Origin of the sequence: Corynebacterium sp. Marseille-Q2823 (genome assembly GCF_903645345.1) — a bacterium.
Lineage (GTDB): Bacteria > Actinomycetota > Actinomycetes > Mycobacteriales > Mycobacteriaceae > Corynebacterium > Corynebacterium hiratae.
Map to the genome: position 1 here is coordinate 377261 of NZ_CAHJXS010000001.1, position 26322 is coordinate 403582.

At 59.1% G+C, this 26322-nt stretch carries 25 protein-coding genes and 1 tRNA gene; 13 read left to right on the forward strand and 13 right to left on the reverse strand.

Annotation, left to right across the window (positions count from 1 at the left end):
- The first annotated feature begins 499 nt into the window (after positions 1–499).
- From HWX44_RS01700 to HWX44_RS01715, 4 genes are all read left to right on the forward strand, one after another.
- Positions 500–1180 (forward strand): hypothetical protein, encoded by a 681-nt coding sequence (locus tag HWX44_RS01700; protein ID WP_144013177.1) that lies wholly within the window; start codon positions 500–502, stop codon positions 1178–1180.
- Positions 1180–2139, forward strand: a complete 960-nt coding sequence (locus HWX44_RS01705) for a hypothetical protein (protein ID WP_175972931.1) — start codon at positions 1180–1182, stop codon at positions 2137–2139. The genes HWX44_RS01700 and HWX44_RS01705 overlap by 1 nt, the downstream gene beginning before the upstream one ends.
- 120 nt (positions 2140–2259) lie before the next feature.
- A complete protein-coding gene (locus tag HWX44_RS01710) occupies positions 2260–2838 on the forward strand; it encodes a lipoprotein LpqH (protein ID WP_175972932.1) in 579 nt (192 codons plus the stop codon).
- A gap of 15 nt (positions 2839–2853) precedes the next feature.
- Entirely contained in the window at positions 2854–4062 is a 1209-nt protein-coding gene (locus HWX44_RS01715; protein ID WP_175972933.1) for a CHAT domain-containing protein, read from the forward strand.
- On the opposite strand, the gene HWX44_RS01720 is transcribed toward HWX44_RS01715, so the two are convergent.
- On the reverse strand, positions 4063–5427 hold the full coding sequence (locus HWX44_RS01720; protein ID WP_175972934.1) for a PFL family protein: 1365 nt from the start codon (positions 5425–5427) through the stop codon (positions 4063–4065).
- A gap of 15 nt (positions 5428–5442) precedes the next feature.
- Entirely contained in the window at positions 5443–5712 is a 270-nt protein-coding gene (locus tag HWX44_RS01725; RefSeq protein WP_010186707.1) for an ACT domain-containing protein, read from the reverse strand.
- A 79-nt stretch (positions 5713–5791) separates the two neighbouring features.
- On the opposite strand from HWX44_RS01725, the gene HWX44_RS01730 reads away from it, so the two are divergent.
- Complete coding sequence (locus HWX44_RS01730) at positions 5792–6481, forward strand: NAD(P)-binding oxidoreductase (RefSeq protein ID WP_175972935.1); 690 nt, start codon at positions 5792–5794, stop codon at positions 6479–6481.
- On the opposite strand, the gene HWX44_RS01735 is transcribed toward HWX44_RS01730, so the two are convergent.
- From HWX44_RS01735 to acnA, 5 genes are all read right to left on the reverse strand, one after another.
- Positions 6478–7224 carry a hypothetical protein gene (locus HWX44_RS01735; RefSeq protein WP_175972936.1) on the reverse strand — a complete coding sequence of 249 codons (747 nt, stop codon included), beginning with the start codon at positions 7222–7224 and terminating at the stop codon, positions 6478–6480. The genes HWX44_RS01730 and HWX44_RS01735 overlap by 4 nt on opposite strands.
- Before the next feature lie 51 nt (positions 7225–7275).
- On the reverse strand, positions 7276–8058 hold the full coding sequence (locus HWX44_RS01740) for a hypothetical protein (protein WP_070547415.1): 783 nt from the start codon (positions 8056–8058) through the stop codon (positions 7276–7278).
- Positions 8059–8161: 103 nt separating this feature from the next.
- Positions 8162–8953, reverse strand: coding sequence for a hypothetical protein (locus HWX44_RS01745; protein ID WP_246819896.1), 792 nt, complete (start codon positions 8951–8953; stop codon positions 8162–8164).
- A gap of 48 nt (positions 8954–9001) precedes the next feature.
- The gene (locus HWX44_RS01750) at positions 9002–9574 is read right to left on the reverse strand and encodes a TetR/AcrR family transcriptional regulator (RefSeq protein WP_070547417.1); all 573 of its coding nucleotides are present in this window, start codon (positions 9572–9574) and stop codon (positions 9002–9004) included.
- Between the two features lie 176 nt (positions 9575–9750).
- A complete protein-coding gene (acnA, locus tag HWX44_RS01755; protein WP_217703009.1) occupies positions 9751–12567 on the reverse strand; it encodes an aconitate hydratase AcnA in 2817 nt (938 codons plus the stop codon).
- Positions 12568–12870: 303 nt separating this feature from the next.
- Here acnA and HWX44_RS01760 point away from each other — a divergent pair, with 303 nt between their 5' ends.
- From HWX44_RS01760 to HWX44_RS01770, 3 genes are all read left to right on the forward strand, one after another.
- Positions 12871–13347 (forward strand): Rv1476 family membrane protein, encoded by a 477-nt coding sequence (locus tag HWX44_RS01760; RefSeq protein ID WP_175972938.1) that lies wholly within the window; start codon positions 12871–12873, stop codon positions 13345–13347.
- 1410 nt (positions 13348–14757) lie between these two features.
- Positions 14758–16662 (forward strand): DIP1281 family NlpC/P60 protein, encoded by a 1905-nt coding sequence (locus tag HWX44_RS01765; RefSeq protein WP_175972939.1) that lies wholly within the window; start codon positions 14758–14760, stop codon positions 16660–16662.
- A 26-nt stretch (positions 16663–16688) separates the two neighbouring features.
- Positions 16689–17807: a ferrochelatase gene (locus HWX44_RS01770; RefSeq protein WP_175972940.1), complete on the forward strand. Its 1119-nt coding sequence runs from the start codon at positions 16689–16691 to the stop codon at positions 17805–17807.
- Here the strand turns inward: HWX44_RS01770 and HWX44_RS01775 are convergent.
- Positions 17804–18571, reverse strand: coding sequence for a hypothetical protein (locus HWX44_RS01775; RefSeq protein WP_175972941.1), 768 nt, complete (start codon positions 18569–18571; stop codon positions 17804–17806). The genes HWX44_RS01770 and HWX44_RS01775 overlap by 4 nt on opposite strands.
- A 33-nt stretch (positions 18572–18604) precedes the next feature.
- On the opposite strand from HWX44_RS01775, the gene HWX44_RS01780 reads away from it, so the two are divergent.
- The gene (locus tag HWX44_RS01780) at positions 18605–19453 is read left to right on the forward strand and encodes a DUF3097 domain-containing protein (RefSeq protein ID WP_175972942.1); all 849 of its coding nucleotides are present in this window, start codon (positions 18605–18607) and stop codon (positions 19451–19453) included.
- Here the strand turns inward: HWX44_RS01780 and HWX44_RS01785 are convergent.
- Positions 19450–20022 carry a MarR family transcriptional regulator gene (locus HWX44_RS01785; protein ID WP_144013186.1) on the reverse strand — a complete coding sequence of 191 codons (573 nt, stop codon included), beginning with the start codon at positions 20020–20022 and terminating at the stop codon, positions 19450–19452. The two genes, HWX44_RS01780 and HWX44_RS01785, sit on opposite strands and share 4 nt — an antisense overlap.
- A 37-nt stretch (positions 20023–20059) precedes the next feature.
- Positions 20060–20800: a TVP38/TMEM64 family protein gene (locus tag HWX44_RS01790; RefSeq protein WP_175972943.1), complete on the reverse strand. Its 741-nt coding sequence runs from the start codon at positions 20798–20800 to the stop codon at positions 20060–20062.
- A gap of 265 nt (positions 20801–21065) precedes the next feature.
- Here HWX44_RS01790 and HWX44_RS01795 point away from each other — a divergent pair, with 265 nt between their 5' ends.
- Positions 21066–21737 (forward strand): DedA family protein, encoded by a 672-nt coding sequence (locus tag HWX44_RS01795; RefSeq protein ID WP_444843279.1) that lies wholly within the window; start codon positions 21066–21068, stop codon positions 21735–21737.
- A 130-nt stretch (positions 21738–21867) separates the two neighbouring features.
- Here HWX44_RS01795 and HWX44_RS01800 read toward each other — a convergent pair.
- Positions 21868–21953 (reverse strand) — tRNA-Leu (locus HWX44_RS01800).
- A 242-nt stretch (positions 21954–22195) separates the two neighbouring features.
- On the opposite strand from HWX44_RS01800, the gene HWX44_RS01805 reads away from it, so the two are divergent.
- Together HWX44_RS01805 and HWX44_RS01810 are read left to right on the forward strand one after the other, a co-directional pair.
- Positions 22196–22759, forward strand: a complete 564-nt coding sequence (locus HWX44_RS01805) for a YbhB/YbcL family Raf kinase inhibitor-like protein (RefSeq protein ID WP_175972944.1) — start codon at positions 22196–22198, stop codon at positions 22757–22759.
- 23 nt (positions 22760–22782) lie between these two features.
- Positions 22783–23178, forward strand: a complete 396-nt coding sequence (locus HWX44_RS01810) for a hypothetical protein (protein WP_046649137.1) — start codon at positions 22783–22785, stop codon at positions 23176–23178.
- A 15-nt stretch (positions 23179–23193) separates the two neighbouring features.
- Here the strand turns inward: HWX44_RS01810 and HWX44_RS01815 are convergent, their stop codons facing one another.
- A complete protein-coding gene (locus HWX44_RS01815) occupies positions 23194–24306 on the reverse strand; it encodes a quinone-dependent dihydroorotate dehydrogenase (RefSeq protein ID WP_175972945.1) in 1113 nt (370 codons plus the stop codon).
- A gap of 50 nt (positions 24307–24356) precedes the next feature.
- Positions 24357–25388 (reverse strand): hypothetical protein, encoded by a 1032-nt coding sequence (locus HWX44_RS01820; RefSeq protein WP_175972946.1) that lies wholly within the window; start codon positions 25386–25388, stop codon positions 24357–24359.
- A 102-nt stretch (positions 25389–25490) separates the two neighbouring features.
- Here HWX44_RS01820 and HWX44_RS01825 point away from each other — a divergent pair, with 102 nt between their 5' ends.
- A complete protein-coding gene (locus tag HWX44_RS01825; RefSeq protein WP_254868084.1) occupies positions 25491–26315 on the forward strand; it encodes an undecaprenyl-diphosphate phosphatase in 825 nt (274 codons plus the stop codon).
- Positions 26316–26322: the final 7 nt, after the last annotated feature.

Here is a 26322-nt window from a genome sequence, read left to right on the forward strand (position 1 = left end):
TGCCTCTGGCACGAACACAGAAATGTCTACTTGATCCACTAGTTTTTAGGCCGCGGGAACGAAAGCATCTCGCCAAGGCACTGTTGAACCCCGCGGACGCTGCCGAGATGTACCAGCTTCTGGTTGATTCCCGAGAGGCGTTGTCATGGACGTCCTTGTGGTATCTCGAGTTCAAGGAAATGAGACAAGCACTGGGAATCTCGGAAGGGAATCCCCAGGAGCTTTATTATCCCCGAGCTTATGAGCTCGCCATTACTAGGGGAGCCCCCGAGGGCGATGTAAGCGAGCTCGTTAGTGCACTACTAGATTCCATACACACGATTGGCCCCAGCACGAGAGAAGTGATGGAGGTGCTGAGGTCAAAGGAAACGCATGACTATGCGGAGAAGACATGGACTTCCTCTTGGTACAACAGAAGAGTACCCCCTCAAACTCATGGACTTAGTGAACGACTAGCGCTTGCTCTTCTTGATCAGTCAGGGGGCGTCTTGAAGCCTTTGTGGCTGCAGAAGACGTTCGGGCTATCGCTTTTGAAATGCGAGATCAAGAAGGAATTATTGAGAAGTTTCTGGAAGCTATTGTCCCTAAAACGCAAACAGTTTCTCTTTCTGAGAAGGATCCCCTTGTTCCACCGGAGTTGTTAGGTTCGGCATTTCTTCCGCTTGACCGCACCATTGAGCAGCGCGTGCGGGCAGCGTTAATTCGGCATCGGGACGCAGACTCTGAGGTCGGAGCTGAGGAAATCGTGATCGAAGAGATTGAAAGGGCAGTGGATGCATTTGGCCTCCACGATGCCCGAAGCCAAGCGCTATTCCTTGTTGGCACGGTGATAGCACCTCAGCTAACTCCGCTGCTTCACGTTGATTCTGACGACGTCGGAGCGGCAGAGGGGTTTGTAGGCGAGCTCCAGCAAAGAATACGGAGGGAGGCATATGTAATGCACTTGCGACGCCAATTATGTGCTGGGGGAGCCATCCATGCTGACCAAACCAAGATCGTTGCTGATTTGCAAGATTTCTGGAAGCCTTGGTTGAACCGCTTATGGTCTCGACTACACGGTCGCGAAATTAGGCCACGTCCCCCGGCTGAAAGCCCTAAAGAATTGCTGACCGGCATTACCCGTTCTGTCATTCTTGACCACCGCGCAAGAATCCGTAAGTCTCTTGAGAGGAGCTCCTGATGAAGTGGACATTGAAAGATGGAGCCTGGTCATCGGGCGTTATTAGTTTCTCAGAGTTTCCACTTATCCAAGCTGTTGAAGCTAGGGGAGCGCTATTGGAGTGGAATATCGACGAGCCCGAAAGGAGCCGGCCACGCATCACGATCACTGACGAAGACGAATGCGAGTGGCTGTGGGAACTCATCGGAGAGCCTGCCCATGTTGAATTTGTACAGTCGGCGCAGAACCCCAACATGCGAAAAGCATTCAATGTCGCTGCTCAATGGAATCTGGAGACGTTACTGGCGCTTCGAAAGCTCGCTCATGGCCAGTGGCTACGAGATTGGTGGCCGACCAGTGCCGTTGATGGGGTACCCAAGCTGAGTGATGAGGGGCTGGTTCGTGAGATGAACGACGTGGCTATGCAGGTAGAAACAATCGTCGACGGGTATCAGTTTTCTCGTACTGAGGACACCTCAGTGTCCTTAAACAGAACAAGGGACAACCAGGCACAATCTGACTATGCTTTGGTCGCGGGCACAGTTCAAGAGTGTGCGATCACGGGCCCCATTTTTAGTGGTACATCCTCCCCGGCGTGGCAAGGGCTGCCAGCACATGTAGTTGATGCGACAGAGAATCCCGTTCAATGGCATGTCGAAGCGGCTCCGAATCCGGTGCTAGACATCCAAGTATTACTCGCAGATAAGCAGTCAAACGGTGAAGGCCTTGAGGTGCGGGTGCTTCGCGGACCTGAGGAATTAGCCCACGGATATCTCGACAAGCGGGGGTTCGCGTCTGTGCCGTTAGGTCTCACGGTAGCTGAGGTATGGCTTCAAGATTGGACTGACGTGGTCGTACAAGTTGGGGTTGATGTCAACGAGAGCCAGGAAGTGCGCAACCGTATTAGGGCCTTTGCTCAGGAGCGACTGCGAGCTCGCGACAGGTTGAGCTTTGCCGAAGAGTGCGTTGCTCTTTACTGATTGAAGGCATCGAATCCCCCCTTTGGGGGACCAGTTTTGTGAGTGGTAGAGCTAGCATTCTCCAATACTGAGGCTAGCTGGCACTCGAATGCACAGCTAAATGCAAAGAAAGGAACTCCAGTGAAGATCACTAAGTCTCTCGTATCTCTTCTTGCCGCCGTCTCGTTGACAACGCTCGCTGCCTGTTCTCAATCTGAAGGCGACAACGGCGAAAAGTCTGCGGACGCTACCACCAAAGTTGCTGCCAACGAGGCTGAAAAGACTGAAGACTCTAGTACAGATTCTGATGCGAATGCAGAATCAAACGACAGCGAAGATGAGTCTGCAAATGCAGATGCGAAGACCGCTTCAATCGGTGGAAGCTATGAAGCCACAGTTGATGGCCAGGCCATCGTGGTAGAAGACGAAACCATCGTATGCCAGGAGGCAGCTGGCACGATGAATCTCGCAGTAGGTTCCGGTACAGCTGGTATCTCCGCAATGCTTTCCACCGATGATAACCCCACGGTGAAGGGTGTCGGAATGATGGATGCAGATGGAAATACCCTGGCCTACGCTGAGGGTAGCCCGATGGGCTCCGCTACGGCGACGAAGGAAGGCGACAGCTACACCGTGTCGGGTGAAGGCATTGTGACCGATCCACAAAACCCGACCAGCATGGAAACGAAGCCGTTCGAATTGAAGATTACCTGCGGTTAATCAAGGTAAGACGTGGTGAGTGGGCAACAAGTCCTGACCTTGTGGTTTGCTGAGGCAAGCACTTGCTGGATCACGTGGCGCTGGGAAGGAGAGGAAGACGCGCACGCGTCTCGTCTTGACCCAGCGCTACGCCAGACTCTTCTCAACTTTTATGAGGAGGCATTGCCCAATGCTCGCCCTGCTGAATCTGCGGAGGAAGCGCTCGACCGCGCCTTGAGTGGTCCATTGGCCTCTCCACAAGAATCGGCGGATTTTGGGGCAAGACTAGCTGATGGTCTTCTTCCCACTGAACTGACCCAAGCGTTAATTCGACGTTCTGGGCATGGCGCCGAGCGCGTTTGCATGAAGATCCATGTATCTCCAACTGCAGCTCGGATTCCATGGGCACTTCTGCGTATTCAAACAGAAACTGCAGGAAATCATCGTACGCTACTTTTGGACTTTGCGGACGTCGCTATAGCTATTCCCCGCAATGCTTCCCGCCTTGCGAAACGCCGCGATAAAGGAGCTTCGCGTTTGCGTGTTAACGGAACACGGCGCGGGGTTGTAGCTGTCATCGATCCTAAAGTTCCTGGATACCAACCGACTTCGGCGTTGGGCTCGGTCCTGGGACCACCCCAAGACAACGATGAACTAGCAGCACTTTTAGGGCGGCGAACTGGAAACCTTATTCCCACAGCGACCGTTTTCTCTGAACTAGCTAGACGTAGTGATCTAGATCGCCGGTGGCTCAAGTCCGTACTGCCTAAAGCTTCCGCTTTTCTGTACGTGGGACACGTTAGCGTGGGACAGGACCTCACCTCCTCAGGGGCATCATCAGCACTCCACTTGTGTTGTGTTGATGACACGGGGCAGCACGATCCGTTGACCGCCGGTGAGATTCTAAGCGATGAAGAGTTCGTGTTCCCTGAACACGTGGCATTCATTGGGTGTGGTTCTGGTACCGACCATACTTTTCTCGAACCCATGGGTTTGTCTTTGGCCGCGCATTTGCGGGGCGCTCAGTACGTCATCGCTGCTTCGTGGACGATACCCACGGATTCATACCTTCCCTCTACACCGTTGCGGCGACTGATTCTTGCAGCCGATGAAGCATTAGATTCATCTAATCCGGCGCGTGCAATGAGCTTGTGGCAACGTGACCGTGCGGAAGCGTGGTTTCGCGACGGCCACGTTAAGGACACCCCATTGCTTTGGGCGGCGATGCAGACTTTCGTGCGTTGACTAGTTGCGGAAACCGTGCACCGGCGCCGGAATGAAGCCACCGCGGTTGATGAAGGTGGAGTTGCCTACCTGGTTAACCGGGATGACCGGAGCGTAGCCTAGAAGGCCGCCGAAGTTGACCTCGTCGCCAGCCTTGGTGCCAGGAGCAGGGATAACGCGCACGGCGGTCGTCTTATGGTTCATCACGCCAATGGCGGCTTCGTCCGCGATCATGCCGGCGATAGTCTCAGCAGAGGTATCGCCCGGGATGGCGATCATGTCTAGGCCCACAGAGCAGATCGAGGTCATGGCCTCCAGCTTGTCGATGGAGATGGCACCGGTGCGCACCGCATCGATCATGCCCTTGTCCTCGGAAACCGGGATGAAGGAACCGGACAGCCCACCCACGCGGGAGCAGGCCATCATGCCGCCCTTCTTGACGGCGTCGTTAAGCAGCGCCAGCGCCGCCGTGGTGCCGTGCGTGCCCACTTGGTCGAGGCCCATGTGCTCAAGGATGTGCGCGACGGAGTCACCTAGCTCTGCGGTGGGGGCGAGGGAGAGGTCAATGATGCCGAACGGGACACCGAGGCGCTTCGAAGCCATCTCACCCACGAGCTGGCCGGCGCGGGGGACCTTGAAGGCTGCCTTCTTGACCTCTTCGGCGACCTCGTTGAGGGTGGCGCCCTCAAGGGAGCCGAGCGCGCGATCGACCACGCCCGGGCCCGATACACCGACGGAAACGACGCAGTCCGGTTCCTCAATGCCGTGGAAGGCACCGGCCATGAAGGGGTTATCGCCCACGGAGTTGGAGAAGATCACGAGCTTGGCGCAGCCGATGGCGCTGCGATCCTTGGTGAGCTCGGCAGCTTCCTTGATGATGCGTCCCATCTGTGCCGCGGCATTCATGTTGATGCCGGCGCGGGAGGAAGCGATATTCACCGAGGAGCAGACCAGGTTTGTCTCTGCCAGGGCTTCCGGGATGGAACGGATAAGCGCCTTTTCGGCGGTCGTTGCGCCCTTTTCGACGAGCGCGGAGTAGCCACCGACGAAGTCAACACCGGTCGCTGCGGCAGCGCGATCCAGCGCGCGGGCAACGTCCACGGGGTTTCCTTCGATACCGGCCACGATGAGCGCGATGGGGGTGACAGAGATGCGCTTGTTGACAATCGGGATGCCGAGCTCGGCCTCGATTCCCTCGCACACCTCAACCAGGTGTGCGGCGCGGGATGTCACGAGGTCGTACACGGCCTCGGCGGTGGCTTCCATGGTGGGGCGTGTGCAGCCGAGCAGCGAAATGCCCATAGTGACGGTGCGGATATCGAGACGGTACTTCTCGATCATCTCGATGGTGTCGAGAATGCTGGCGGTATTGAATCGGTTAAGCATGACTGGTTATCGTCCCTAGATCTCGTTCATTGCGGTGAACAGCGCTTCCGACTGCACGCGAATGGATTGCTTGATGGACTCACCGACGGTGTTCATCCGCTCCTGGAGCTGCTGGATGCTGACCTCGTTCTCATCGAATTCGACGCGCAAGATCATGGTGAAGTACTCAGACATGAGAGTCTGGGAGACGTCAACGATATTGACGTTAAGTTCTGCGAGGGCGGTGGACACGGCGGAGATAATGCCGGTGTTATCGACACCGGTAACAGTCATGATGGCGATCATGACTAGATTGTAGCCTGTACGTTTTTCCAGCTGCTCTGGGGTCCTGCAGAGAGATCAGATAGCGCGTACGGTGGCGCACATGACTGATACGACAACAACTGCACGCAAGAAGGTTCTGTACATCGGCGGGCATGGAAAGGTTGGGCTTTTGGCGGCGCCCAAGCTTGTCGACGCCAACCTCACCGTCCATTCCCTTATCCGTAACCCCGACCAGGTCGCCGATATTGAGGCCCTGGGCGCCACCGCAGTGGTGCGCGATCTCACCGAGCTTTCTGTTGAGGACTGGGCAGAGCTTTTGGCTGACTATGACGTCGTCGTCTGGGGCGCCGGCAACGGCGGCCGCGCGGGCGCGGAAGTGACGTGGGCAGTCGACCGCGATGCCGCACTTGCCTCCATCGCTGGCTTGGAGAAGCTAGCGGAGGAGGGCAAGCACACCCCGGCCTACGTGATGATTTCCTATATCGGCGCTACGGAGAACACGACCGATCCTTCCGATGAGTCGTGGTACGCCTACGTGGAGTCCAAGAAGGCCGTAGACAATAAGCTCAATTCGACGGATCTCAACTACCTCATTCTGGGTCCTGCAGCGCTCACGGAAGAGCCTTCCCAGGGCATCACTGTGCTCGATAGCGATGCCGAGCGCACCAGCGATATGACGACTTCCCGGGAGCTTGTCGCCGAGGTTGTCGCTGAGGTTGCTCGCCGCGATAGCTTCCCGGCCTCGCCTCTGGAGTTCATCGATGGTGAAGGCAGCGTTAAGGACATCTAGGATGCAGGAGACGCCGCGGCGTTAAGGCCGGCACTTACTTGCTCGCGGGTCAGACCGTTGTGCAAGCTTGCCTGGCGAAAAGGTTTAGTAGTGAGGTGGGCGGCGATGTACCACCCCGTGGTGCGCTCGAAGGTAGCTTGGCTTTGGAAGCGCACCACGGCAATACCTTGCTCGCGGAAGGCCCGGGGAGACGTGTGGGATTCAAACTCGTCGCTGATGATTTCTTGAACTGTGCCGTCGGGGAGGAAGAGGCGCACCTTGGCTTTGTAGTAGTACTCGGTGGGATCGGCATGCGGCACGTGCCGACCGGTCTGCCAGATCTCGCTGAGCAGAGCGGGATAGTACTCAATCCAGCCTTTTTCTGAGGCGGTGCCCAGTCGGCGTGCGCCCCACGTTGAACTGCGAATGGACCGAATCTGTCTCCCTGCCGCGACCACGAGCACGAGGACAAAGACTGCGACGGCCAATCCCTTCCACCCCGAGCTGATGGACGTATCTTCGCCGATAATGGCTGATATCGCGATAGCGAGTAGCACTACCGCCACGATGAGGTTGGTTCGCAGGTTCTTCCATCCAGATGTGGATCCACCCGGCAGTGGCCCAGCTGCGGCAATGGCGCGACCGACGGCAGCTGTTGTAGGAGAAGGGTTTGGCGAAGATACTTCCCTTAAGCTACGAGGAATGAGCCTTTCGGAGTATTCATGATCCGGAAAGTCGAAGGGGGCTATCGCTTGCTGAGACATTGTGGTGGGCTCCTGAAGAAGGTGGGCGTCACGATGGCACGCTGTTGAGCGTTAACCTTTTACCCAGTTCTGCTCAGCAAAAGACAGCGCCGCCTCGATGTTCTTCTTGCGCAGACCATGCTGGAGTTCTAGTTGCGGTTTGTCCGAGTCGGCGCGGTATCCCACCACACTCCAGCCGTTATTGTGGTTGAAGTCAACGGTGGCGACAAGGGGGCCATCGGCGAGCAGCCGGCCGCGAAGCTTCAGCCAATTCGGGTTCGGAGCGATGAACTCCGCTGTCATGCCCTTTGTCAACGAGCCGTCTGGCTGCAAGATGAGTATCGGGGCGGTGTAATAGTAGTCGGTGTTGTCGTTGTAGTCGACGCGGCGCTTGTAGACGAGCTCCCCGATTAACGCAGGACGGTACTCAACCCACCCATTCGCCCAGGCGGTCCGCAACCTAGTTCTCCTTCCCCAGCGACCCCGCACGAGCATGACTCCGACAAAGATGAATACCAGTGCGGCAAGCCCGTTGATAATGCTGGCTATTGGTATCCCGCCGTTCGTTCCGTCTGCGCCCGGAAATAGGACAAAGAGGAATAGCACATGGAACACTGTGAAGAATAGGGACATGACACCCATGGAGATGAAGATGAATCCAAAGATGATCGCGCCGAGATTCGTATGGCCGATCGGTCGCCCGACACTATTGATAGCTTCGCGTATACCGCTGCGGTCCACGTTAGGGTTCGGCTGCTGATCGTGCTCCTTTAATTCCTTAGGCGCGAGGGAGCCGGCGCTGGCTGCATCAAATTTCAGCGGTGACCGAGGCAATTGAATAGAAGATTGCGTCATGGATCACAGTGTAAAGGGGTTAGAGCTGCCTTTCTCGTCGGTTCAACACCCAATGGGGAGTAGGACCCGTGTTGGGCGGCGGACCAACCAATCGAACAGCGGCTTAGCGCACCCAATGCTGTTCGGCGAATTGGAGAACGGCATCAACTTGGCGGCCGGTGAGTCCATTGGAGAGTTCCGCCTCTGAGCTCGTTCCGTCGGTGCGGTAAGCAGCGACGGTCCAGCCATTATTGTTCGCAGTATCCACGGTAGCGATCCGGGAGCCCTCTGCCAGTGCAGCGCCACGTGATCTCAACCAGTTCGGGTTGTTTGCGCGGAACTCACCGGACATGGCCTTCGCCAGTGCGCCGTCTGATTGAAGGATCATGAGCGGCGCGGAGTAATAGAAATAGGTCCGTTCACGATCATCGGGACCTTCGGTTTTGCTGCGCAGGTAAACCAACTCACCGATGAGAGCGGGACGGTATTCTACCCAGCCATTGCGCCACGCGGTGCGCAAACGCCGAGCTTTACCGATTTCCTTGAGGATGTTCCACAGGCTCACAGCGACAAAGGTCGCGCTGAGGAAACACAAAATGATAGGGATTAGCGAAAATATGCCGATGTCAGAGAAGCTGAATCGCGGAGGACCAAAATCACCAGCGAAGAAAGAGAACGTCATGTTGCACATAAATAGTCCAACTAGACCTATGATGACCCAGACTGCCAGGTCGCTGAGCTTAAGGCGCCCAGGCTGGGGCCCAGCCTCCTCGATGACCTCGCGGATCCCTGAATTGTCCATTCGCGGGCTCGGCTGAGCATCGTGGGCACGCTGTTCTTTCGGGGCAAGCAGGGGTGTGGCGTTCAGACTAATTCCACACTGCGTCCGCGGAAGCTGTAGGGGAGTATGGTCCATGCGCCACAGTGTAGCGTCAACCACACTCCGGCACTGAGTGTTAAGCGCTTAGTGACCGGCGTGTGGGCCACGAATCGATTGCTCTACTAAGGACAACACCTGTTCTAGATTCTTTGTGTCCCCGAGGGCCAGGCGGTTGATAAAGCCGTCCATGAAGGTCTCCAGATAAGTCACGAGGGTATCAATAGAGACGTCGTCGCGCAGCCGGCCTTTCTCGGCGTTTGATTCCAAGCGCGCACGAACCGCCTTATCCAAAACCTGCTGCTCTTCATGCCACCGAGCAGCGAAGGAGGGATCGGTGCGCAACATCGAGGTCACCGCGAGTCTGGTGGCGAGCCAATCGTGGCGCTCTGGGTGACGCAACATCTCGCTCATTACCTCAACGAGACCGTTGTTCGCAACAACTTCGGCCTCACGGGCGGCATCTTCCCGGGCCAAGGCAAGAAAGAGAGATTCCTTATCACCGAAGTGGTGAAAGATAGCCCCGCGCGATTTACCCGTGGCTTCTTCGAGGCGTCGAACCGTGGCACCTTCATAGCCGTGCTCAGCGAAGCATCTGCGTGCACCGACCAGAATGTCATGGCGGCGGCGGTTCAGTTCAGAGTCGCTCATAATCGGCATGGTGGGGAAAGCTCCTTAAAGCGCGGCTGGGGGATAGACAGGTAACAGAAGTATGAGGGGATGAGGGGGAGAGAAGCAGAAAGGCCAGCCAGCACTCGATGTTGCTAGCTGGCCTATCCGCCTAACTATGCAGGCCGCACCGTATCCGGAGAACCTGCATGGTGGGCAAGGTTGGTTTAGGCCTTGACCATCTGGCGCAGAACGAACTGCAGGATGCCGCCGTGGCGGTAGTAGTCGGCCTCACCAGGCGTGTCGATGCGAACCTTCGCATCAAACTCAACGGTCTCGCCGGATTCCTTGGTGGCGGTGACGTGAACCGACTTCGGAATGCCGCCTTCGTTGAGAGCCTCGATACCTTCAATGTCGAAGGTTTCGGTGCCGTCCAGGCCGAGGGACTCGTGGGACTCGCCCTCCGGGAACTGCAGCGGAATAACGCCCATACCAATGAGGTTCGAGCGGTGGATGCGCTCGAAGGACTCAGTGATGACAGCCTTCACGCCGAGCAAGTTGGTGCCCTTAGCAGCCCAGTCACGGGAGGAACCGGTGCCGTACTCCTTGCCAGCAAGGACAACCAGCGGGATGTCGGCTGCCTTGTAGTTCTCGCAGGCATCGAAGATGAAGGCCTGCGGTGCGCCTTCCTGGGTGAAGTCGCGGGTGTAGCCACCGGCGACGTCGACCAGCTGGTTCTGGAGGCGGATGTTGGCGAAGGTACCGCGCATCATGACCTCGTGGTTGCCACGACGGGAACCCAGGGAGTTGTAGTCCTGGCGCTCCACACCGTTGGCATCCAGGTACTGAGCGGCCGGGGTACCCGGCTTAATGGAGGAGGCCGGGGAGATGTGGTCGGTGGTCACGGAGTCACCGAGCTTGGCCAGAACGCGTGCGCCCTTGATGTCCTGAACCGGCTCCGGCTCAACCGGCATGCCGTCGAAGTACGGAGCCTTGCGGATGTAGGTGGAGTCCTCGTTCCACTTGAAGGTCTCGCCCTCCGGGACTTCGAGGTTGCGCCATGCCTCATCGCCCTTGAACACGTCGGCGTAGTCAGCCTCGTACAGCTCGCGGGAGATGGCCTGCTGGATGGTGTCCTCGATCTCCTGCGGGGAAGGCCAGATGTCCTTGAGGAAGACATCGTTGCCATCCTGATCCTGGCCCAGCGGCTGGGTCTCGAAATCGAAGTCCATGGTGCCCGCAATAGCGTAGGCAATGACCATGATGGGGGAAGCCAAGTAGTTCATCTTGACGTCCGGGGAAATACGGCCCTCGAAGTTGCGGTTACCGGACAGCACGGCGGTAGCAGCGAGGTCGTGCTCGTTGATGGCGTTGGAGATCTCCTCCGGCAGCGGGCCGGAGTTACCGATACAGGTGGTGCAGCCGAAGCCGGAGAGGTAGAAGCCCAGGGCCTCCAGGTCCTTCCAGAGGTCTGCGCGCTGGAAGTAACCATCCACAACCTGGGAACCCGGAGCACAAATGGTCTTAACCCACGGCTTGGACTTCAGGCCCTTTTCAGCAGCCTTACGTGCGATAAGACCAGCGCCGACCATAACGGACGGGTTGGAGGTGTTGGTGCAGGAGGTGATGGAAGCGATGGCAACCATACCGTGGTCCAGCGTGTACTCGCCGCCGTTCGGGGAGGTGACGGTCACCGGGTTGGACTGGCGGCCGGAGCTGCCCTTGGCAGCGGACTCACCCTCGCCTGCGCGGGATTTGTTCAGGCCACCGGTCACGTCAACGAGGGAGTTCTCGTCGCCACCCTCGGCGGTCATGCGCTTGGCCTCCACGGTGGACTCGTCGGCAACAACCTCGCCAGAAGCGTAGGTCGGCAGGTCCTTACGGAACTGCTCCTTGGCCTCAGAGAGGAGGATGCGGTCCTGCGGGCGCTTCGGGCCGGCGATGGACGGCTTCACGGTGGACAGGTCCAGCTCGAGGTACTCGGAGTACTCTGCCTCCGGAGCATCCTGCTCTAGCCACATACCCTGTGCCTTGGCGTATGCCTCGACGCGGTCGATCTGCTCCTGTGGGCGGCCGGTGAGCTCGAGGTACTTGATGGTCTCCTCGTCGATCGGGAAGATCGCAGCGGTGGAGCCGAACTCGGGGGACATGTTACCGATGGTGGCGCGGTTGGCCAGCGGCACAGCCTTCACGCCGTTGCCGTAGAACTCAACGAACTTCTGAACCACGCCGTGCTGACGCAGCATCTCGGTGATGGTCAGAACCACGTCGGTAGCGGTCACGCCGGTCGGAATCTCGCCGGTGAGCTTGAAGCCCACAACGCGCGGGATCAGCATGGACACCGGCTGGCCCAGCATCGCTGCCTCTGCCTCGATGCCGCCAACGCCCCAGCCCAGGATGCCCAGGCCGTTCTCCATGGTGGTGTGGGAGTCGGTACCAATACAGGTATCCGGGTATGCGAGACCGTCGTTGTCGAAGACCACGCGGGAGAGGTACTCAATGTTGACCTGGTGGACAATACCGGTTCCCGGGGGGACAACGCGGAAGTTGGAGAAGTTCTCAGCACCCCAGCGCAGGAACTGGTAGCGCTCCTGGTTGCGCTCGTACTCGATCTCCACGTTCTTCTCGAGGGCTTCAGTAGAGCCGAAGGCTTCGACGATGACGGAGTGGTCAATAACCATCTCGGCCGGGTTGAGCGGGTTCACCTGGTCCGGCTTGCCACCGAGTGCGGTGATAGCCTCACGCATGGTTGCGAGGTCCACCACGCAAGGGACGCCGGTGAAGTCCTGCATGAGAACGCGGGCCGGGGTGAACTGAATCTCAGTATCCGGCTCAGCGGACGGATCCCAATTGGCCAAAGCGTTGATGTGATCCTTGGTTACGTTCTTACCGTCCTCGTAGCGCAGCTGGTTCTCAGCCAGAACCTTGAGGGAGTACGGAAGCTTCTCCAGGCCCTCGACTGCGTTGATGTCAAAGTAGTCATAAGACTTACCGTTGACCTCAAGAGTCTTCTTGGCGCCGAAGGAGTTCAGGCTTTCAGTCATAAGGAGCTCCATTCCTTGCTTTTCGCTTGTGGGTTATCGAACACTTGTCGAGGGTTCGTCGAACTATCCGACTAGCACTGACCTTTCAGGGGGCCAAGCGTGTCGACGATCTTTGAACGCGCATGTTCTCTAATACATTGTAGATGTAAGAACCCTCGGTCGACACCACTATAACAGTACGCGCGTTCTGTTTCATCCATTTCGGGGGTAGCGGCGCGTCGCGAAGCTTGCCCGGGTCCGGCGGTTTAGGCTCGACCACGAATCTGGGGAACCGAAGCGCTACAAGATAACGAGGAGTGGCAGATGATCCCGGCGGACGTAAATGTAGACGATATTGCCGCACAGCTGTCAGCCGACGGCGTTGCCTTCTCTAATCCGGAGCTGGCGCTTGACGACGACCTCCAGGTCCACATCTCAGCCTCATTACAACCCGGACACGGTATCGCAGTGGTTGACGTCTTCCCGGAGAAGATTCCGGATCTCCGCGACTTAGCGACAACCCTCCAGCAACAGACAGGGCTAGACACTGTCATCTTGCAGGCGCCCATGAAGGTCTCCGCGGTGAGCAAATCTTATGACCGCGCGACCTTGGAGGCGGCCGAAGATGCGTTGCCAACCGGTCTCGATCAGGTCACGCTGCTCAATGATTTCTATGCCACCGCTGACCATTTTTCGGCACCATGGGGAATCATTCTGGGGCTCCTTTTCTGCCTCGCTTCGGCCGTCGGATGGATAGCCTTCCGCGCGTCTGCTCGGCACAATTTGATCGCCGAAAAATAGGCGGAATAACTACGGCGCGCACTTCGCTACTCGTTGGGGCTTGACGGCAGGGGGAGTGGGGAAGTGGCAAAAGTCAACCACTATCCCTTTACTTTCGAAGCGGGGGAGTGGTTGGCGTCGCGCGCCGAACGGCAAGGTATCCGTTATTGCGAGGCTTGCCAGGCCGTGAAATTTCACCAAGGGTCAAGTGGCCCGCGAGAACATCGTGCCCCAGTCCGCCATGAAGGACGGATGTAGCAATCTGGGGCAATCACGAGAGCGGTCGGTGAGACAAGCCTCAAGGCGTGACGCCACACATGCGCTGACAGGCCGACTTGGAAACGGACCTTGGGAGCGGGTGTTACCTAAAAGTGACAAACATCACAATCACACCTTGGTAACAAAGTCATTGCAGGTTAGGTGCTCCTGTCATGCCCTGTGGCTGCACGTGGCTGATGTGAAAGTTGAGGAAAGTGTGCGAGATGGCGTGTCGGTGACGTATGGTTCACGTATCGACTCACGGGTTGACTATTGCTCCATACGTTCATGGACCAAGCCTTGACTCTCAATTGATTTGTCGCACGGGTATGTGGGGAAGCACGCCACGAGCGAAGGGAACAGTTGGGGTTCACCGCCTGGTGGATGAACGTCGTGTCGCTGCTGACGCGAGTAGCAGAACAGTTTGCTCGAGGCAGTCGGTACCAGTGTTCAACTTTTAAAAATCGAAACACCTACCTTCCGAGTGGAAGAGGCTTCACACACTTCATTGTGCGCTTCTTTGGAGCGGGCAAGAAGCGGCCGTATGCTCTTCCGGTTTCCGGTTGGGTGCCAGCCATGGAGGCGGGCACTTGTGCCATGTGGGCGCGAGTTGCTGCTTTCACGAGCGCGGCGTCCAGCGAGGAGGAACCGTGAGAGACGTGGCCCTCAGCCAGATGTGTGCCCCTTCGTCGTCGGATCGCGGCTAGTCCTAGGCGTACTCGCTATCGAGCGAGGGACGCTCTGCAACTGGAAGATTGGGGCGGCGGTCTGATGAGACGTTGGTGCATACACAGCGCCCGCGCAGTACCTTTAGTGTCTCCGTTGTTGGCAGGACACAGTGCCCTTTAGGGGCACGAACGCAGGAATACTCCTGCCTGCGCCAGGACGTACATGCCTCGTTCGACCACTCTTGTTCGCGTATCCATCACCGCTTCATCAGCCTCGAAGGCGTAACTCTAGGAAGCGCACGGCTTTCCTTAGGCACGCATGCAACCTTTCAGCTTCGAAGTGGTGGGGGAGGCGACGCACCCCGCAGTACCTACTCGCTATTGGCGAAGAAGCAACCTCAAGTCCCAGCGACGTTTTCTGCTGCCGCATCCGGCTTCGCCCAGCCATGAGGAAATACTGTAGGGATGCACAACTACATGGGTAGGTGTCTAGGAGATAACTCTCGTGGCCACCACATCATCCTTCGGCTTCCGGCGCTTCAAAGCAGCCTTCGCTGCTATTGCGACCACTGCAGCCTTATCTACTGCCTCCTCGCTCACTCCTGCAGTGGCGGCGGAACCTGAGCAGCTCAACATCGACTCCCTGCTATCCTCCGATAATCCGTCCATCGCTGACCTCGCCGGCGCTATCGCGCAGATCGAGGAACGTATCGCTCAAGCTGAAGCGGCCATCGGTATCCAACGCGAATCTGTGAACCGGGCGCTCGTCGATCTCAACGACGCTCGGACCAAGGCGGCCCAGGCACGCCAGGGGACCACGACGGCGCGCGAGCAACTCGACGCCGCGCAGGCGGATGTCGCGGATGCGCAAGCAAAGTTGGACGAGGTCTCACGTTCGGCCTACCGCCGCGCCAATACCTCCGACACCGTTGCGCATGCAGCAGGTAAGGATGCCCGCTCGGATATGCTTGAGCGTCAGTCCTATCTACGTTCACAATCCGATAAGCAACAGGCCGTGTTGCGTGACTTGGAAAAGCAGCGGACGGAAAAGGCCAATAAGGAATCTCAGCTGCGTAAGACCCAGCAGCTTGCTGAGGAGCGCGCAGACCGGGCCGCCGATGCCGAGACCGCGGCACGCGATCAGCTCACCGCCTCCGAAGCCTCCATCAAGGATTCGGCATCCGAACGCGATGATCTTCTCTCACAACTCTCCGCTCTCCATAAGGCCCTCAATCAAGCTAAGGGGGTTGACGAAAATGAAGTGTCAACCCCTGAGACTGGAACCGACGTCAACGATGGAGCCTTGACCTCGGAGGTGCAGAGCGATACGCAGAACGCCACCGAGGCCACCGACGACGCCGATGAGCCCACGGTAGTCCCGTCCGAGCCCGCCAACACAACGACTGCCGCCGAGTCCACGACCAACGCACCGGCTGGCCCTTCGGCCTCTGAAGCCAAGACTCCTACGCTCCAAGCACAGCGCTCGACCCCTGCGGCCTCTGCGGAGGAGATGAAGGAACTTTCAAGCGCTGCAAACGCGGTTGCTTCGGATCCAAACGTGCAGGAGCTGTCTTCTACTCGCGCAACGGGCTCTGAGAAGAAGGAGACAGGGCAGCCCCGAGGCGGCAGCTCTTTTGATCCGGGTGACATCGATCCTGAGACTGTTGCCCTCGGCATCGGCGTAGTTGGAACCGTCGCCTCGATGGTGGCGGCGTCCCAGCCTAACCACAACAACAGCTTGACCCAGGACGAGATCGACGCGCTTGTGCAGGGCTCTTCGAAGCTGTTTGCCCTTCAGGGCGAAGGCGAGAGCACGGGGTCCACGGCAGCGGGATCCACCGAGACGTCGACGAGCGAATCGGCATCCACAACCACGGCCACTGAGGACGAGGATTCTCTTGCCTCCGATGTGTCCGGCGTCCTAGAAGAGCTTGATACCACCGACAGCGTGACCAAGGAGGCATCGGCAACGCTGGGCGACGCCTCCCGCGAAGCAAAGATCGAGACCGTGATTGAGCGCGCCACCTCCCAGGTCGGTGTTCCGTATGCGTGGGGCGGCGGTGACGCACATGGCCCTACCAAGGGCATCCGTGACGGAGGCGTTGCAGACTCCCACGGTGACTACAACAAGGTTGGTTTCGACTGCTCGGGTCTGGTTCTGTATGCCTTCGCCGGCGTGGGTATTTCCTTGCCGCACTACACCGGTTACCAGTACCAGAAGGGAACGAAGATTTCCCCGAGCGAAATGGAGCGCGGCGACCTTATCTTCTATGGCCCGAACGGCAACCAGCACGTGGCGATCTACCTTGGTGATGGCACCATGGTTGAAGCTCCCCAGTCTGGCCAAAACGTCAGTATCACCCCAGTACGCCAAGGCGGCATGGCCCCCTATGCCGTGCGCCTGATCTAACAAGGCGCGTTGCTAGACTGGGCTGTATGACTGACACACTGCGTACTGCCCAGGGCAACGCCCACAGCACCGATTCGGTGCCCTCCTCATTTGACGCCCTCCTCGTTCTTTCTTTCGGTGGCCCGGAAGGAAACGAGGAGGTTGTTCCATTTTTGGAGAATGTAACCCGCGGCCGTGGCATTCCCCGTGAGCGCCTCGAAGAGGTAGGGGAGCACTACTTTCATTTCGGCGGCGTAAGCCCGCTCAATGCACTGAATCGAGAGATCATCGACAATATCTCGGCAGAGCTTTCGGATCGCGGACATAATCTGCCGGTCTATTTTGGCAACCGTAACTGGCATCCCTTTGGGACAGAGGCCGTTGACCAGATGGCAGCGGACGGAGTGCGCAGCGTCGCCGTGTTTGCCACCTCGGCCTGGGGCGGCTACAGCGCCTGCCGGCAATACAACGAAGACATCGTTGCCCTGCGTCAGCACGTTGAGGATAAGAACCTTCCAGACATAACCTTCACCAAGCTGCGCCAGTTCTTCGATCACCCGAAGTTTGTAGAGGAAATGGCTGCCGCTGTCCGGGAGGCCTACGCGCAGGTTCCGGACGACAAGCTGGCTAGCACTCGCATGCTCTTCACCGCGCACTCAGTGCCCACGGCACACGATGCGGTTGGAGGTGACGAAGGGGATAAACATATTTACTCCCGCCAGGTGGCGGAGGCCTCTCGCCTCGTCGCCGAGGCCGCCGGCGTTAAGGACTATGACCTCGTGTGGCAATCGCGCTCTGGTAACCCGGCCACACCGTGGCTGGAACCAGACATCGTAGACCACACCACACGGATCCACGAAGAGGAAGGCGTCGACGGCGTCGTCGTCTGTCCCATCGGATTCATCTCTGATCACATGGAGGTGATCTGGGATCTCGATTCCGAGCTCAAGCAGGCCGCCGATGCGATGGGCGTCAGTGTCTACCGCACCCGCACCGCCGGGCCGTCTGAGCGCTTTGCATCGCTGATCGTGGATCTGATCGAGGAACTAGAGCAGGGCAGTGAGCCCGCGTCTCTCGGCGACGTCACAGTGCAGGGGTGCACGGTCAACGGCGAGCCCTGCGCCGATGGTTGCTGCGATATTTGGTCGCTGCGCAAGCCTCACTAGCGTGCGAATTCGCTTAGCGCGTAGGCCACTCCCGCCATGCGCGCTTGGCGGATGTGGCGCCACAGGCGCAGAAGCTGCGGATCGAGGCTGTGGTCTTGGACTCGATCAGTCACCGTCTCGATAATGGCAGCAACCCGGTCAGCCCGAGCAAAGAGCTTTGCCGCCCGTCCCGGCACCGCTGAGGGCAAGCCCGGGGTGTCGTAGAAGTCGCTCAGCATACCTACGGTCAGCCGCGGGTTAGGGAGAGCATCGCTGCGGTATCCCGTTGCTTCGATGAGAGTGGCCGATTCATTCGTTGCAGTGCTCAGCAGCGCATCCGCCTCTCCTGGGCTCAGCCACGCGGGCGAGGGCAACGGGGCTGTTTCCTCAATCACCGTCCACCGCGTCACACCTGCGGTGAAGGTGGGGATAAGCACTAAATTCCTATCAGGATCGTTGGTGCGCACAACGATGGCGCCGGCCGGGTTTTCGGCCGCAGCTTTAGCAGATTCGGATCCCGCTGGAAGAGCCGGCGCTTCGCCGGGCCCAGAAAGGACCAGCCGCAGCAATGGCTCGCGTTCACCGCGCTCGATGATGGCGGCCGTCTCGCTTCTAAGAAGTGACATAACATTAACGAAAGGCTGACCGTCAGCGGCTGCTTGCTCGCCGCCAAGCTCAGTGAGAGCGTCGAGGAAGTCATCGGTAGATTCCTGGCCCCACAACCACGCTCCAAGCCACACGGCAACGTTTTGTAGAGGGGACCAAACTTCGGCGCGCATATCCATGGCTGGACAGTGTAGACGATAGGGTAGACCGCTATGAGCTTGAATTCCCGGGACCCCTATGGCGGCGATATTTTTGCCGGACATGCACGCAACAAAAAGACGGAGTACCCCGAGGTACCCGCAGAACCAGGCATGGTGGTCGAGGTTCGCGGTGATGATTTTGTGGGAGCGGTCTTAGGCGTTGACAAGACCGTGTGGGGCCCAGTAGTGCGGCTCGAGGATCGGCACGGAAACGCACGTGTCTTCAAACTCGTCAAAGGTGGATTTTTATTGGAGGGACAGCCGGTTACGCTGACCCGCTACGTCGAAAAGCAAGCACCCCGCAAGTCCAATTCAGGATCACGCCGCGTGGAAAATGTGGAAGCGAAGGTAGCCGCGCCATCACGCATTTGGGTCGAGGGCATCCACGATGCCGCCATCGTGGAAAAGGTGTGGGGCCACGACCTGCGCGTGGAAGGTGTGGTCGTCGAATACCTCGAAGGTCTGGACAACCTCGAGGAACGTCTCGCCGAATTTCAGCCCGGCCCTGGACGCCGCGTAGGGGTTTTGGCGGATCACCTTGTCGAAGGATCGAAGGAGACGCGGTTGACGCAGACGGTCGGCGAGCACGTGCTCGTTACCGGGCATCCCTTCATTGATATCTGGGCAGCAGTCAAACCCGAGCGCCTTGGGCTGCGAGCCTGGCCGGACGTGCCCTTTGGAGAGGACTGGAAGTCTGGCATCTGCCGCCGTGTTGGGTGGTCCGACCCTAAGGAAGGCTGGAGCCGTGTCTACAACGCCGTGACGTCATTCCGGGATCTGGATTCCACGCTGATCGGCGCGGTAGAGCGGCTCGTGGATTTCGTCACCACACCGGAGCTGAGCAAGGAGGATTTACTCTAACCCGCATTTGCTCGGTCGATGAGGTTGACCGCCAGCTGGCAGCCGGCGGTCTCTGCCGCCCAGCCCGCAGCTTGGAGGCGTTGGGACATCGCCTGTTTGGAGATGCCCAGTTCTTCAGCGGCCTCATTTTGGTTCAGCCCGCCGCGTACCAGCGAGGTGGCCTCGCGGCCCTCCATCGTGCGCTTGTTCAAGACAAAGCCTAAAAGGGCGAAGGCCGCCGCAATATCCTGTGCTTGCTGTGCCCTTCCGCGACGATCCACCTTGGCGTAGACGTGCCCCGCTCGCGCGGAGCCTTTGACCGCGGCGGTAGCCACCGCCCGAGTTTCGGCGTCACCGGCCCCTTGGCCGGGGATAACTCCGATGCCGATGGCCCAATCACCGTCCGCAAGCAGCGCCATCACAACATCGCAGACTGCGGAAGAGGAATAGGCCACGGCGCAGATATCCTCGACACCGAGAACCTCGAATTCACCAATGCCTTCCAGGGTGGACAAGGCAGCGGCGGAGCGTTGAACCAAATCAGCTCGGCGTACCGAGCGGCCGCGGTAACGGGCGTGGACTGCTAGCACAGTGCGGGACTCCTTCCAGAGAGAAACAAGGCCCAGTCTACCCCTTGCGCTTGACCGAACCGCGCGTTCCGGGGGCGAGCGGCAAACGCGTGTCAAGGATGAGCCCAACGGCCCCGAGCGCGGCCGCCAACAGGAAGGCGACGATGGTGTAGGGGCTCGTGGAGCCTGTGAGCGCATCCCCAAAGAAGACGCCGATGGCGGTCGTGGGGATAGAGCCGATGAGCGTGGCTACGGAGAAGTGCGTGACGGAAATGGGAGTCAGCGCGGCGACATAGTTGAGTAAGGAAAAAGGAACTCCCGCCACCATCCGCAGTGACGCTACAGCCAGCCAGCCGCGCCGGTCGAGTCGAGCGTTGATTGCGTACACCGCTGGGTGCGTGAGGTGCGGACGAATCCACTCACCGAGCAAGCTGCGCACAATGAGCAAGGAAACGGTAGCGGAGATGGTCAGCGCCACGAGGGAGATGGCCAACCCCAGCCACGGACCGAAAAGCAGGCCAGCGGCGAGCGTCCATACGGTTCGGGGGATAGGAAACTGCGTGAAGAAAACATAGGCCCCTGTAAAGGCCACAACGAACCAAGGCCCAAGGTGCTCCGACCACGAGCGCAGCACGGCGAGCGAGGGGACGTCGACAAGCACGGCACCTACAATCAACGCCGCGCCGGCAACGATTACTGCTGCCCACTGCTTCCAGCTCCAGCGACGAAAGCTCTGCCATGCCGATCGTCCCAGTGACACGAAGAAGTCACCGACGCTGCGCACCCAACCAGTTTTCATAGGGCTTCAAGCCTAGCGCTACAAGGCTGCTGATCCCTCATTCAGGCTGCATGAAGAAAACTCGCACCATCCCCAGCGGGGAGGAAAGAAAAGCAGATATCGACGCCGTCTAGGCAGGTGCTGGCAGTTTCGCCCCAACTTGCTGGCAAGCCCCGATCCAGTGCATACGATATGGACTTCGCGGAGGATACTGAAGAGCGGTGCGCATCCGCACTGCTTTCTTTTCGTGTCTGTCCTGACACCGATGTTCTTTGTGGAGTGGATCTTGGACTTTCTTCATAACCTCACGTCCTATATGGACGCGGCCACCTTACTCGAAGCGTTCGGGCCGTGGGTGATTGGTGGAATTGCGCTCGTTGTATTCATCGAATCAGGCGTGCTCTTTCCGTTTCTTCCGGGAGACTCCCTTTTGGTGACCGCCGCGATTCTGCGCCACGATCTCCATGTCTCACTGTGGCTGCTTATCACCGTGGGTATCGTGGCTGCTATTGCAGGTGATCAAGTGGGCTATTGGATTGGCCACCGCTTCGGGCGCGGCTTGTTTCAGCAGGACGCACGGCTCCTCAAGTTGGAGTACCTCATCACTGCGGAGAATTTTTTCCGCAAGCACGGCCCTCTTGCTTTGGTGCTGGGACGGTTCGTTCCGATCGTGCGCACCTTCATCCCGGTGGCTGCCGGGACGGCCGGGATGCGCTATAAGAAGTTCATTGGCTGGAATGTCAGCGGGGCAGTGGCTTGGGTGCTTTCTATGAACCTCGTCGGCGTCTTTCTGGGCAATATTCCGGGCATCGCCAACTCGATTGAGAAGATCATGCTGCTCATTATTGCGCTGTCAGTAGCTCCCATTGCGATCAAGGCAGTACACAGCTACGTCACGTCGAAGAAGAAAGCCACGGTGGTCGAAGAGCGGGAACCCACTATTACTACAGCGGGATAGGGGCTTTAGGGAGCCGCCAAGTCGGGGCGGCCGCCCGCCGATGGGTTACCCCCGGGCCGGACATACGAAAGCAGGAACCCCGTGTCTCACATCATCTTGTCCGATGGTGCGAAACACGGGGTTTCGGTTGTGCCCGAGGGGGGACTTGAACCCCCACGTCCGTTAATAGGACACTAGCACCTCAAGCTAGCGCGTCTGCCATTCCGCCACCCGGGCTAGGGTGTTTGTTCAGCCTCTCGGCTGGGCACTCGAATACTGTATCCCGAACCGGTGTCACTTCACAAATCAGCACTACACGCCATGTTTTCACGCTACTTTTAAGGGTTGAAAACACACCGGTGGAAGTACGTTGTTCGTTAGCGCTTGCGCGTGCCGGACGGTGCACCCACAAACCCCGTATGTGGCGCCTGCACCCTAAATCGGCGCGCTGAATATAGCTTTCCGGTACAAAGGGATCTATGACTAGCAACACTTCAGATACCACCGTGAACTACGCCACTGACTCTCGTTTCCCGGGCCCGGACCCTTACGCACCGTTGGGGGAAGTCCCCAGCTTCACCGTGACGTCCTCTGACATCGAGGAAGGCTCAGAGATCGCGGAGCGTTTCCGCGCGCCTGAGAATGTATCGCCGCAGCTGTCGTGGTCCGACGTACCGGAGGGAACTAAGTCCTTCGCCGTCACCTGCTTTGATCCTGACGCCCCAACGGGCTCTGGTTTCTGGCACTGGGCGGCCTTCAACATTCCTGCCGATGTACGCGAGCTCCCCACTGGAGCCGGCTCTGCTGAGGACCTCGGCCACGAGGGTGTCATCAGCCTGCGAGGCGATAGCGGCCAACGCGTCTACTACGGACCCCAGCCGCCAGCCGGGCATGCCCCGCACCGCTACTTGTTCGCCGTACACGCCGTTGACGTAGAGACGTTGGACATTGATCCGGACGCCACCCCGACGGTCCTCGGTTTCAACCTCTTCTTCCACACGCTTGGCCGTGCGGTTACCTGGGGTTGGTACGAAGCCCGCTAAAGGGGCCAATTACACTCATCACAATGAGTAAGAATCCGGAGACCAACCCCACCACTGACGGAGTAGATATCCCCGCCGCCCTGCGCGTGGGCGGCGCCTTCATGCTGCTGGCCGCTGTGCTCGCGCTATTCGGGCTCGTATCCATATTTACCGACGGCTGGGGAGCCACCTTCGAATGGACATGGCGCCGCCTAGCCATCGTGGGTGCGGCGCTTCTCGTCGGCGCATTCAGCACCCAACGCCGCGATCAGCGGGGCAGCCGCGAGCAAATCATCGCCCTGGTCCTGGCGCTCGTCCTCATCATCGCCAGCCGGGCGCTTCCCAACACGGTTCTCACGACGATGGGCCAGTACGTGGTCTTCCTGTACGCCGTCGCAGCAGGGTTGTGTGCGGTCATTATCCGTCGCACCTTGCGCTAGAACCGCGGTGGCGGGCTAGTCCGCCCATCCCAGGCCGGAACCTACAGCCTCCGAGATGTTGCTCAAGCCGTGAGCGTGAATCTGCTGGGCAATGCCACGGTGGATGTCGCGGATCCAATCCGGGCCGCCGTAGATCAGGCCGGTGTAGCCCTGCAGCAGCGAGGCTCCTGCAGTGATACGCTCCCACGCCTGCTCCGGGGTGGAGATACCACCAGCCGAGATCAGAACCAGCTTATCGCCCACGCGGGAGTGGAGGCGCTGCAGGACCTCCAGCGAGCGCGCAGCTACCGGAGGGCCGGACACGCCGCCGGCTCCCATCGCCGCGACCTCCTCAGCCGGGGTTACCAACCCCTCGCGTGAGATGGTGGTATTTGTGGCCACAATGCCTGCTAGTCCAACCTCTACGGCCATATCAGCTACGGCATCAATATCTTCATCGCTGAGGTCCGGTGCAATCTTCACCAAGACCGGCGAGTACGTCGATTCCACCACGGCCTCCATGATGGGGCGCAGGGATTCCACCGCCTGCAGGTCGCGCAGGCCCGGGGTATTAGGGGAGGAGACGTTGACCACGACATAATCGGCCAGATCCCCTAACACTGATGCGCATTGGCGGTAGTCATCCACCGCATGCTCAGCTTCAGTGACTTTGTTCTTGCCGATGTTGATGCCCACGACATCGTTATAGCGGCGCTTGCGTAGATTTCGGGCAGCTGCCAGCGCGCCCTCGTTGTTAAAGCCCATGCGGTTCAAGATGGCCTTGTCAGCCTTGAGCCGGAAAAGTCGGGGAGCTGGATTGCCCGGCTGCGCCTTTGGGGTGATGGTGCCGAGCTCGGCGTATCCGAAGCCGATGGGGGACCAGACGTCGGCAGCCGCCGCATTCTTATCAAAACCTGCGGCCAGCCCCAGCGGGCGCGGGAAGCGCACGCCAAAGACCTCTTGTGCCAGGACCGGATCAGTGACCGGTACGACCTTGCCCAGCGCACGGTTAAGCGGCGAGGCGACCTGGAGCGCGGCGAGACCGCTATTGATGATGCCATGGATGCGTTCCGGGCTGAGTTTGAACATTCCCTTTAACGCGGCCTGGTAGGCCGCGTGGCGGGCACGGTCGAGAGCTGAGTACTGCATGCGGTGTCCTTAAAAAGAAGTGAAAATGAAAAGGGGCGGGATGGTGAAATTTAGCGGGGTGTCTCGTCGAGTTGCGGATCGCTGATGAACTGGAGGCCGTCACCGCTAGCTGAGGCGGTGACGAGGGTGCCGTCGCCAAGCACGGCAACGTTCTGAGCGTCCGCCACCGTGGCCATGCTGCCGACGGACTCCGGAACACCCGCAGCGACGGTGAAGGCGTGCAACAGGTTGTTGTCAGTGGTAGTCACCCAAGCCAAGGAACGCTCTGCGTCCCAGGCCACGCCCCACGGCGTGCCGTCGGTGTTTCCGTACTGATGCAGGCGGATGACGTCGCTGGCGGTGTAAATGGCCACGCGTTTGCCCACGGTGTCTGAAGCTACGACCACGGCGCCCTCACCGCCCGCGATCTGTCCCACGCCCTGGCCAGAGCGAAGGCGTCCACCCGCGCGATCCTTCTCCCAGTCCAACGACTGAATTGTGGAGTCCTCCCTGAAGATGCGGACGATGCCGTCGGCGCCATCCGGATTAGGCACGGAGATGAGCTGATCCGAGCCTGCTTCCACCGTGATATCGCTGCTCCGTTCACCGTCCACGTAGACCCCGATAGTCGTGGACTCCCGAGAGCCCACAAAAACCTCGCCGCTGGAGGCCTCTGCGGCCACCGTCACCGGCGTCTCCTCATTCACTGCCAACTCCTGGGGGGAATCAGGCTTCTGGGGATCAAAAAGCAGTACCTTATCCCCACAGGCGAGAAGGAAGTGCTGGTCGGAGGCAGTCAGGTCGCCACATTTCGCATCGACGGATACCGTGGTGGCCTTCTCCTCGGTGAAGTCATCGGCAGTACCTACGGCGAGTGACCCCTCGGTGCGAACTGCAAGGACGTCACCGACTGCGGCGAGATCCGACACGGCAGCGAAGGGGACGACGTTGCCCACCGGCTCGGTGGCCGCTGGGGAGGAGGCGGGTTCGGCCTTGCCATAGACCGCGGAATTGGGATCTGCGCCAACACCAACCGTGGGATTGCAGGCGGCAAGAGCGCAGGCACTGGTGAGAAGGGCAGAAGAAAGCAGAACACGACGCATTTTCACGATCCCTCATCCTAGCAGTCAGCGTGGTGGAAACCGGAAGCCATGGACCGCGCTAGTAGGCTGTCGCGGGTGACTACAACAGCGACAACTGAAGCCATGACATGGATGCAGGTCATCATCCTCTCCCTCGTCCAAGGCCTCACCGAATTCCTGCCCGTGAGCTCTTCCGGACACCTGCGCATCGTGTCCACCCTGTTTTGGGGCCAAGACGCAGGCGCCTCCTTCACTGCGGTTATCCAGCTCGGTACTGAACTGGCGGTGATCGTGTACTTCGCAGGAATGATTTGGCAGATCCTGAAAGGCTGGTTCGTGGGCCTGGTGCACAAGGAGCAGCGCGGCCAGGATTATCAAATGGGGTGGATGGTCATCGTTGGCTCTATTCCCATCGGCATCCTGGGCGTGCTGGGCAAGGACCTGATTAGGGATAACCTGCGCAACCTGTGGATTACCGCCTCCATGCTCGTGCTCTTCTCTTTCGTTTTCATCATCGCCGAGAGGGTAGGGAAGAAGGAACGCAGCTTCGAGGAACTGACGATGCGCGATGCCATCGTCATGGGCCTGTGCCAGTGCTTGGCGCTTATCCCAGGTGTCTCGCGCTCGGGAGGAACGATTTCGGGCGGCCTCTTTTTGGGCTTGGATCGCGAGGTGGCGACGCGCTTTAGCTTCCTCTTGGCCATTCCTGCAGTCATGGCTTCGGGGCTGTTTTCGCTTGGCGACGCCTTCGGCCCCACCGTGGGGCAGTCTGCCACCGGCGCCCAGCTGCTCGTCGGCACGCTCATCGCGTTCGTCGTCGGCTATGCGTCTATTGCGTGGCTGCTGAAGTTCGTGGGCAGCCACTCCTTCGAATGGTTTGCGGCCTACCGCATTCCTGTCGGGCTTCTCGTCATGCTGTTGCTGGGCCTCGGGGTTCTTGCCCCCTAACCGGCCA

Bases quoted from the DNA above. Each gene is read 5' to 3' on its own strand.
- acnA (WP_217703009.1), bottom strand. From the start codon at position 12,567: ATGACTGAAAGCCTGAACTCCTTCGGCGCCAAGAAGACTCTTGAGGTC.
- HWX44_RS01820 (WP_175972946.1), bottom strand. From the start codon at position 25,388: ATGCGTCGTGTTCTGCTTTCTTCTGCCCTTCTCACCAGTGCCTGCGCT.
- HWX44_RS01720 (WP_175972934.1), bottom strand. From the start codon at position 5,427: ATGCTTAACCGATTCAATACCGCCAGCATTCTCGACACCATCGAGATG.
- HWX44_RS01780 (WP_175972942.1), top strand. From the start codon at position 18,605: ATGAGCTTGAATTCCCGGGACCCCTATGGCGGCGATATTTTTGCCGGA.
- HWX44_RS01790 (WP_175972943.1), bottom strand. From the start codon at position 20,800: ATGAAAACTGGTTGGGTGCGCAGCGTCGGTGACTTCTTCGTGTCACTG.
- HWX44_RS01725 (WP_010186707.1), bottom strand. From the start codon at position 5,712: ATGATCGCCATCATGACTGTTACCGGTGTCGATAACACCGGCATTATC.
- HWX44_RS01730 (WP_175972935.1), top strand. From the start codon at position 5,792: ATGACTGATACGACAACAACTGCACGCAAGAAGGTTCTGTACATCGGC.
- HWX44_RS01815 (WP_175972945.1), bottom strand. From the start codon at position 24,306: ATGCAGTACTCAGCTCTCGACCGTGCCCGCCACGCGGCCTACCAGGCC.
- HWX44_RS01705 (WP_175972931.1), top strand. From the start codon at position 1,180: ATGAAGTGGACATTGAAAGATGGAGCCTGGTCATCGGGCGTTATTAGT.
- HWX44_RS01745 (WP_246819896.1), bottom strand. From the start codon at position 8,953: ATGGACCATACTCCCCTACAGCTTCCGCGGACGCAGTGTGGAATTAGT.
- HWX44_RS01825 (WP_254868084.1), top strand. From the start codon at position 25,491: ATGACATGGATGCAGGTCATCATCCTCTCCCTCGTCCAAGGCCTCACC.
- HWX44_RS01760 (WP_175972938.1), top strand. From the start codon at position 12,871: ATGATCCCGGCGGACGTAAATGTAGACGATATTGCCGCACAGCTGTCA.
- HWX44_RS01750 (WP_070547417.1), bottom strand. From the start codon at position 9,574: ATGCCGATTATGAGCGACTCTGAACTGAACCGCCGCCGCCATGACATT.
- HWX44_RS01740 (WP_070547415.1), bottom strand. From the start codon at position 8,058: ATGACGCAATCTTCTATTCAATTGCCTCGGTCACCGCTGAAATTTGAT.
- HWX44_RS01770 (WP_175972940.1), top strand. From the start codon at position 16,689: ATGACTGACACACTGCGTACTGCCCAGGGCAACGCCCACAGCACCGAT.
- HWX44_RS01775 (WP_175972941.1), bottom strand. From the start codon at position 18,571: ATGGATATGCGCGCCGAAGTTTGGTCCCCTCTACAAAACGTTGCCGTG.
- HWX44_RS01810 (WP_046649137.1), top strand. From the start codon at position 22,783: ATGAGTAAGAATCCGGAGACCAACCCCACCACTGACGGAGTAGATATC.
- HWX44_RS01805 (WP_175972944.1), top strand. From the start codon at position 22,196: ATGACTAGCAACACTTCAGATACCACCGTGAACTACGCCACTGACTCT.
- HWX44_RS01735 (WP_175972936.1), bottom strand. From the start codon at position 7,224: ATGTCTCAGCAAGCGATAGCCCCCTTCGACTTTCCGGATCATGAATAC.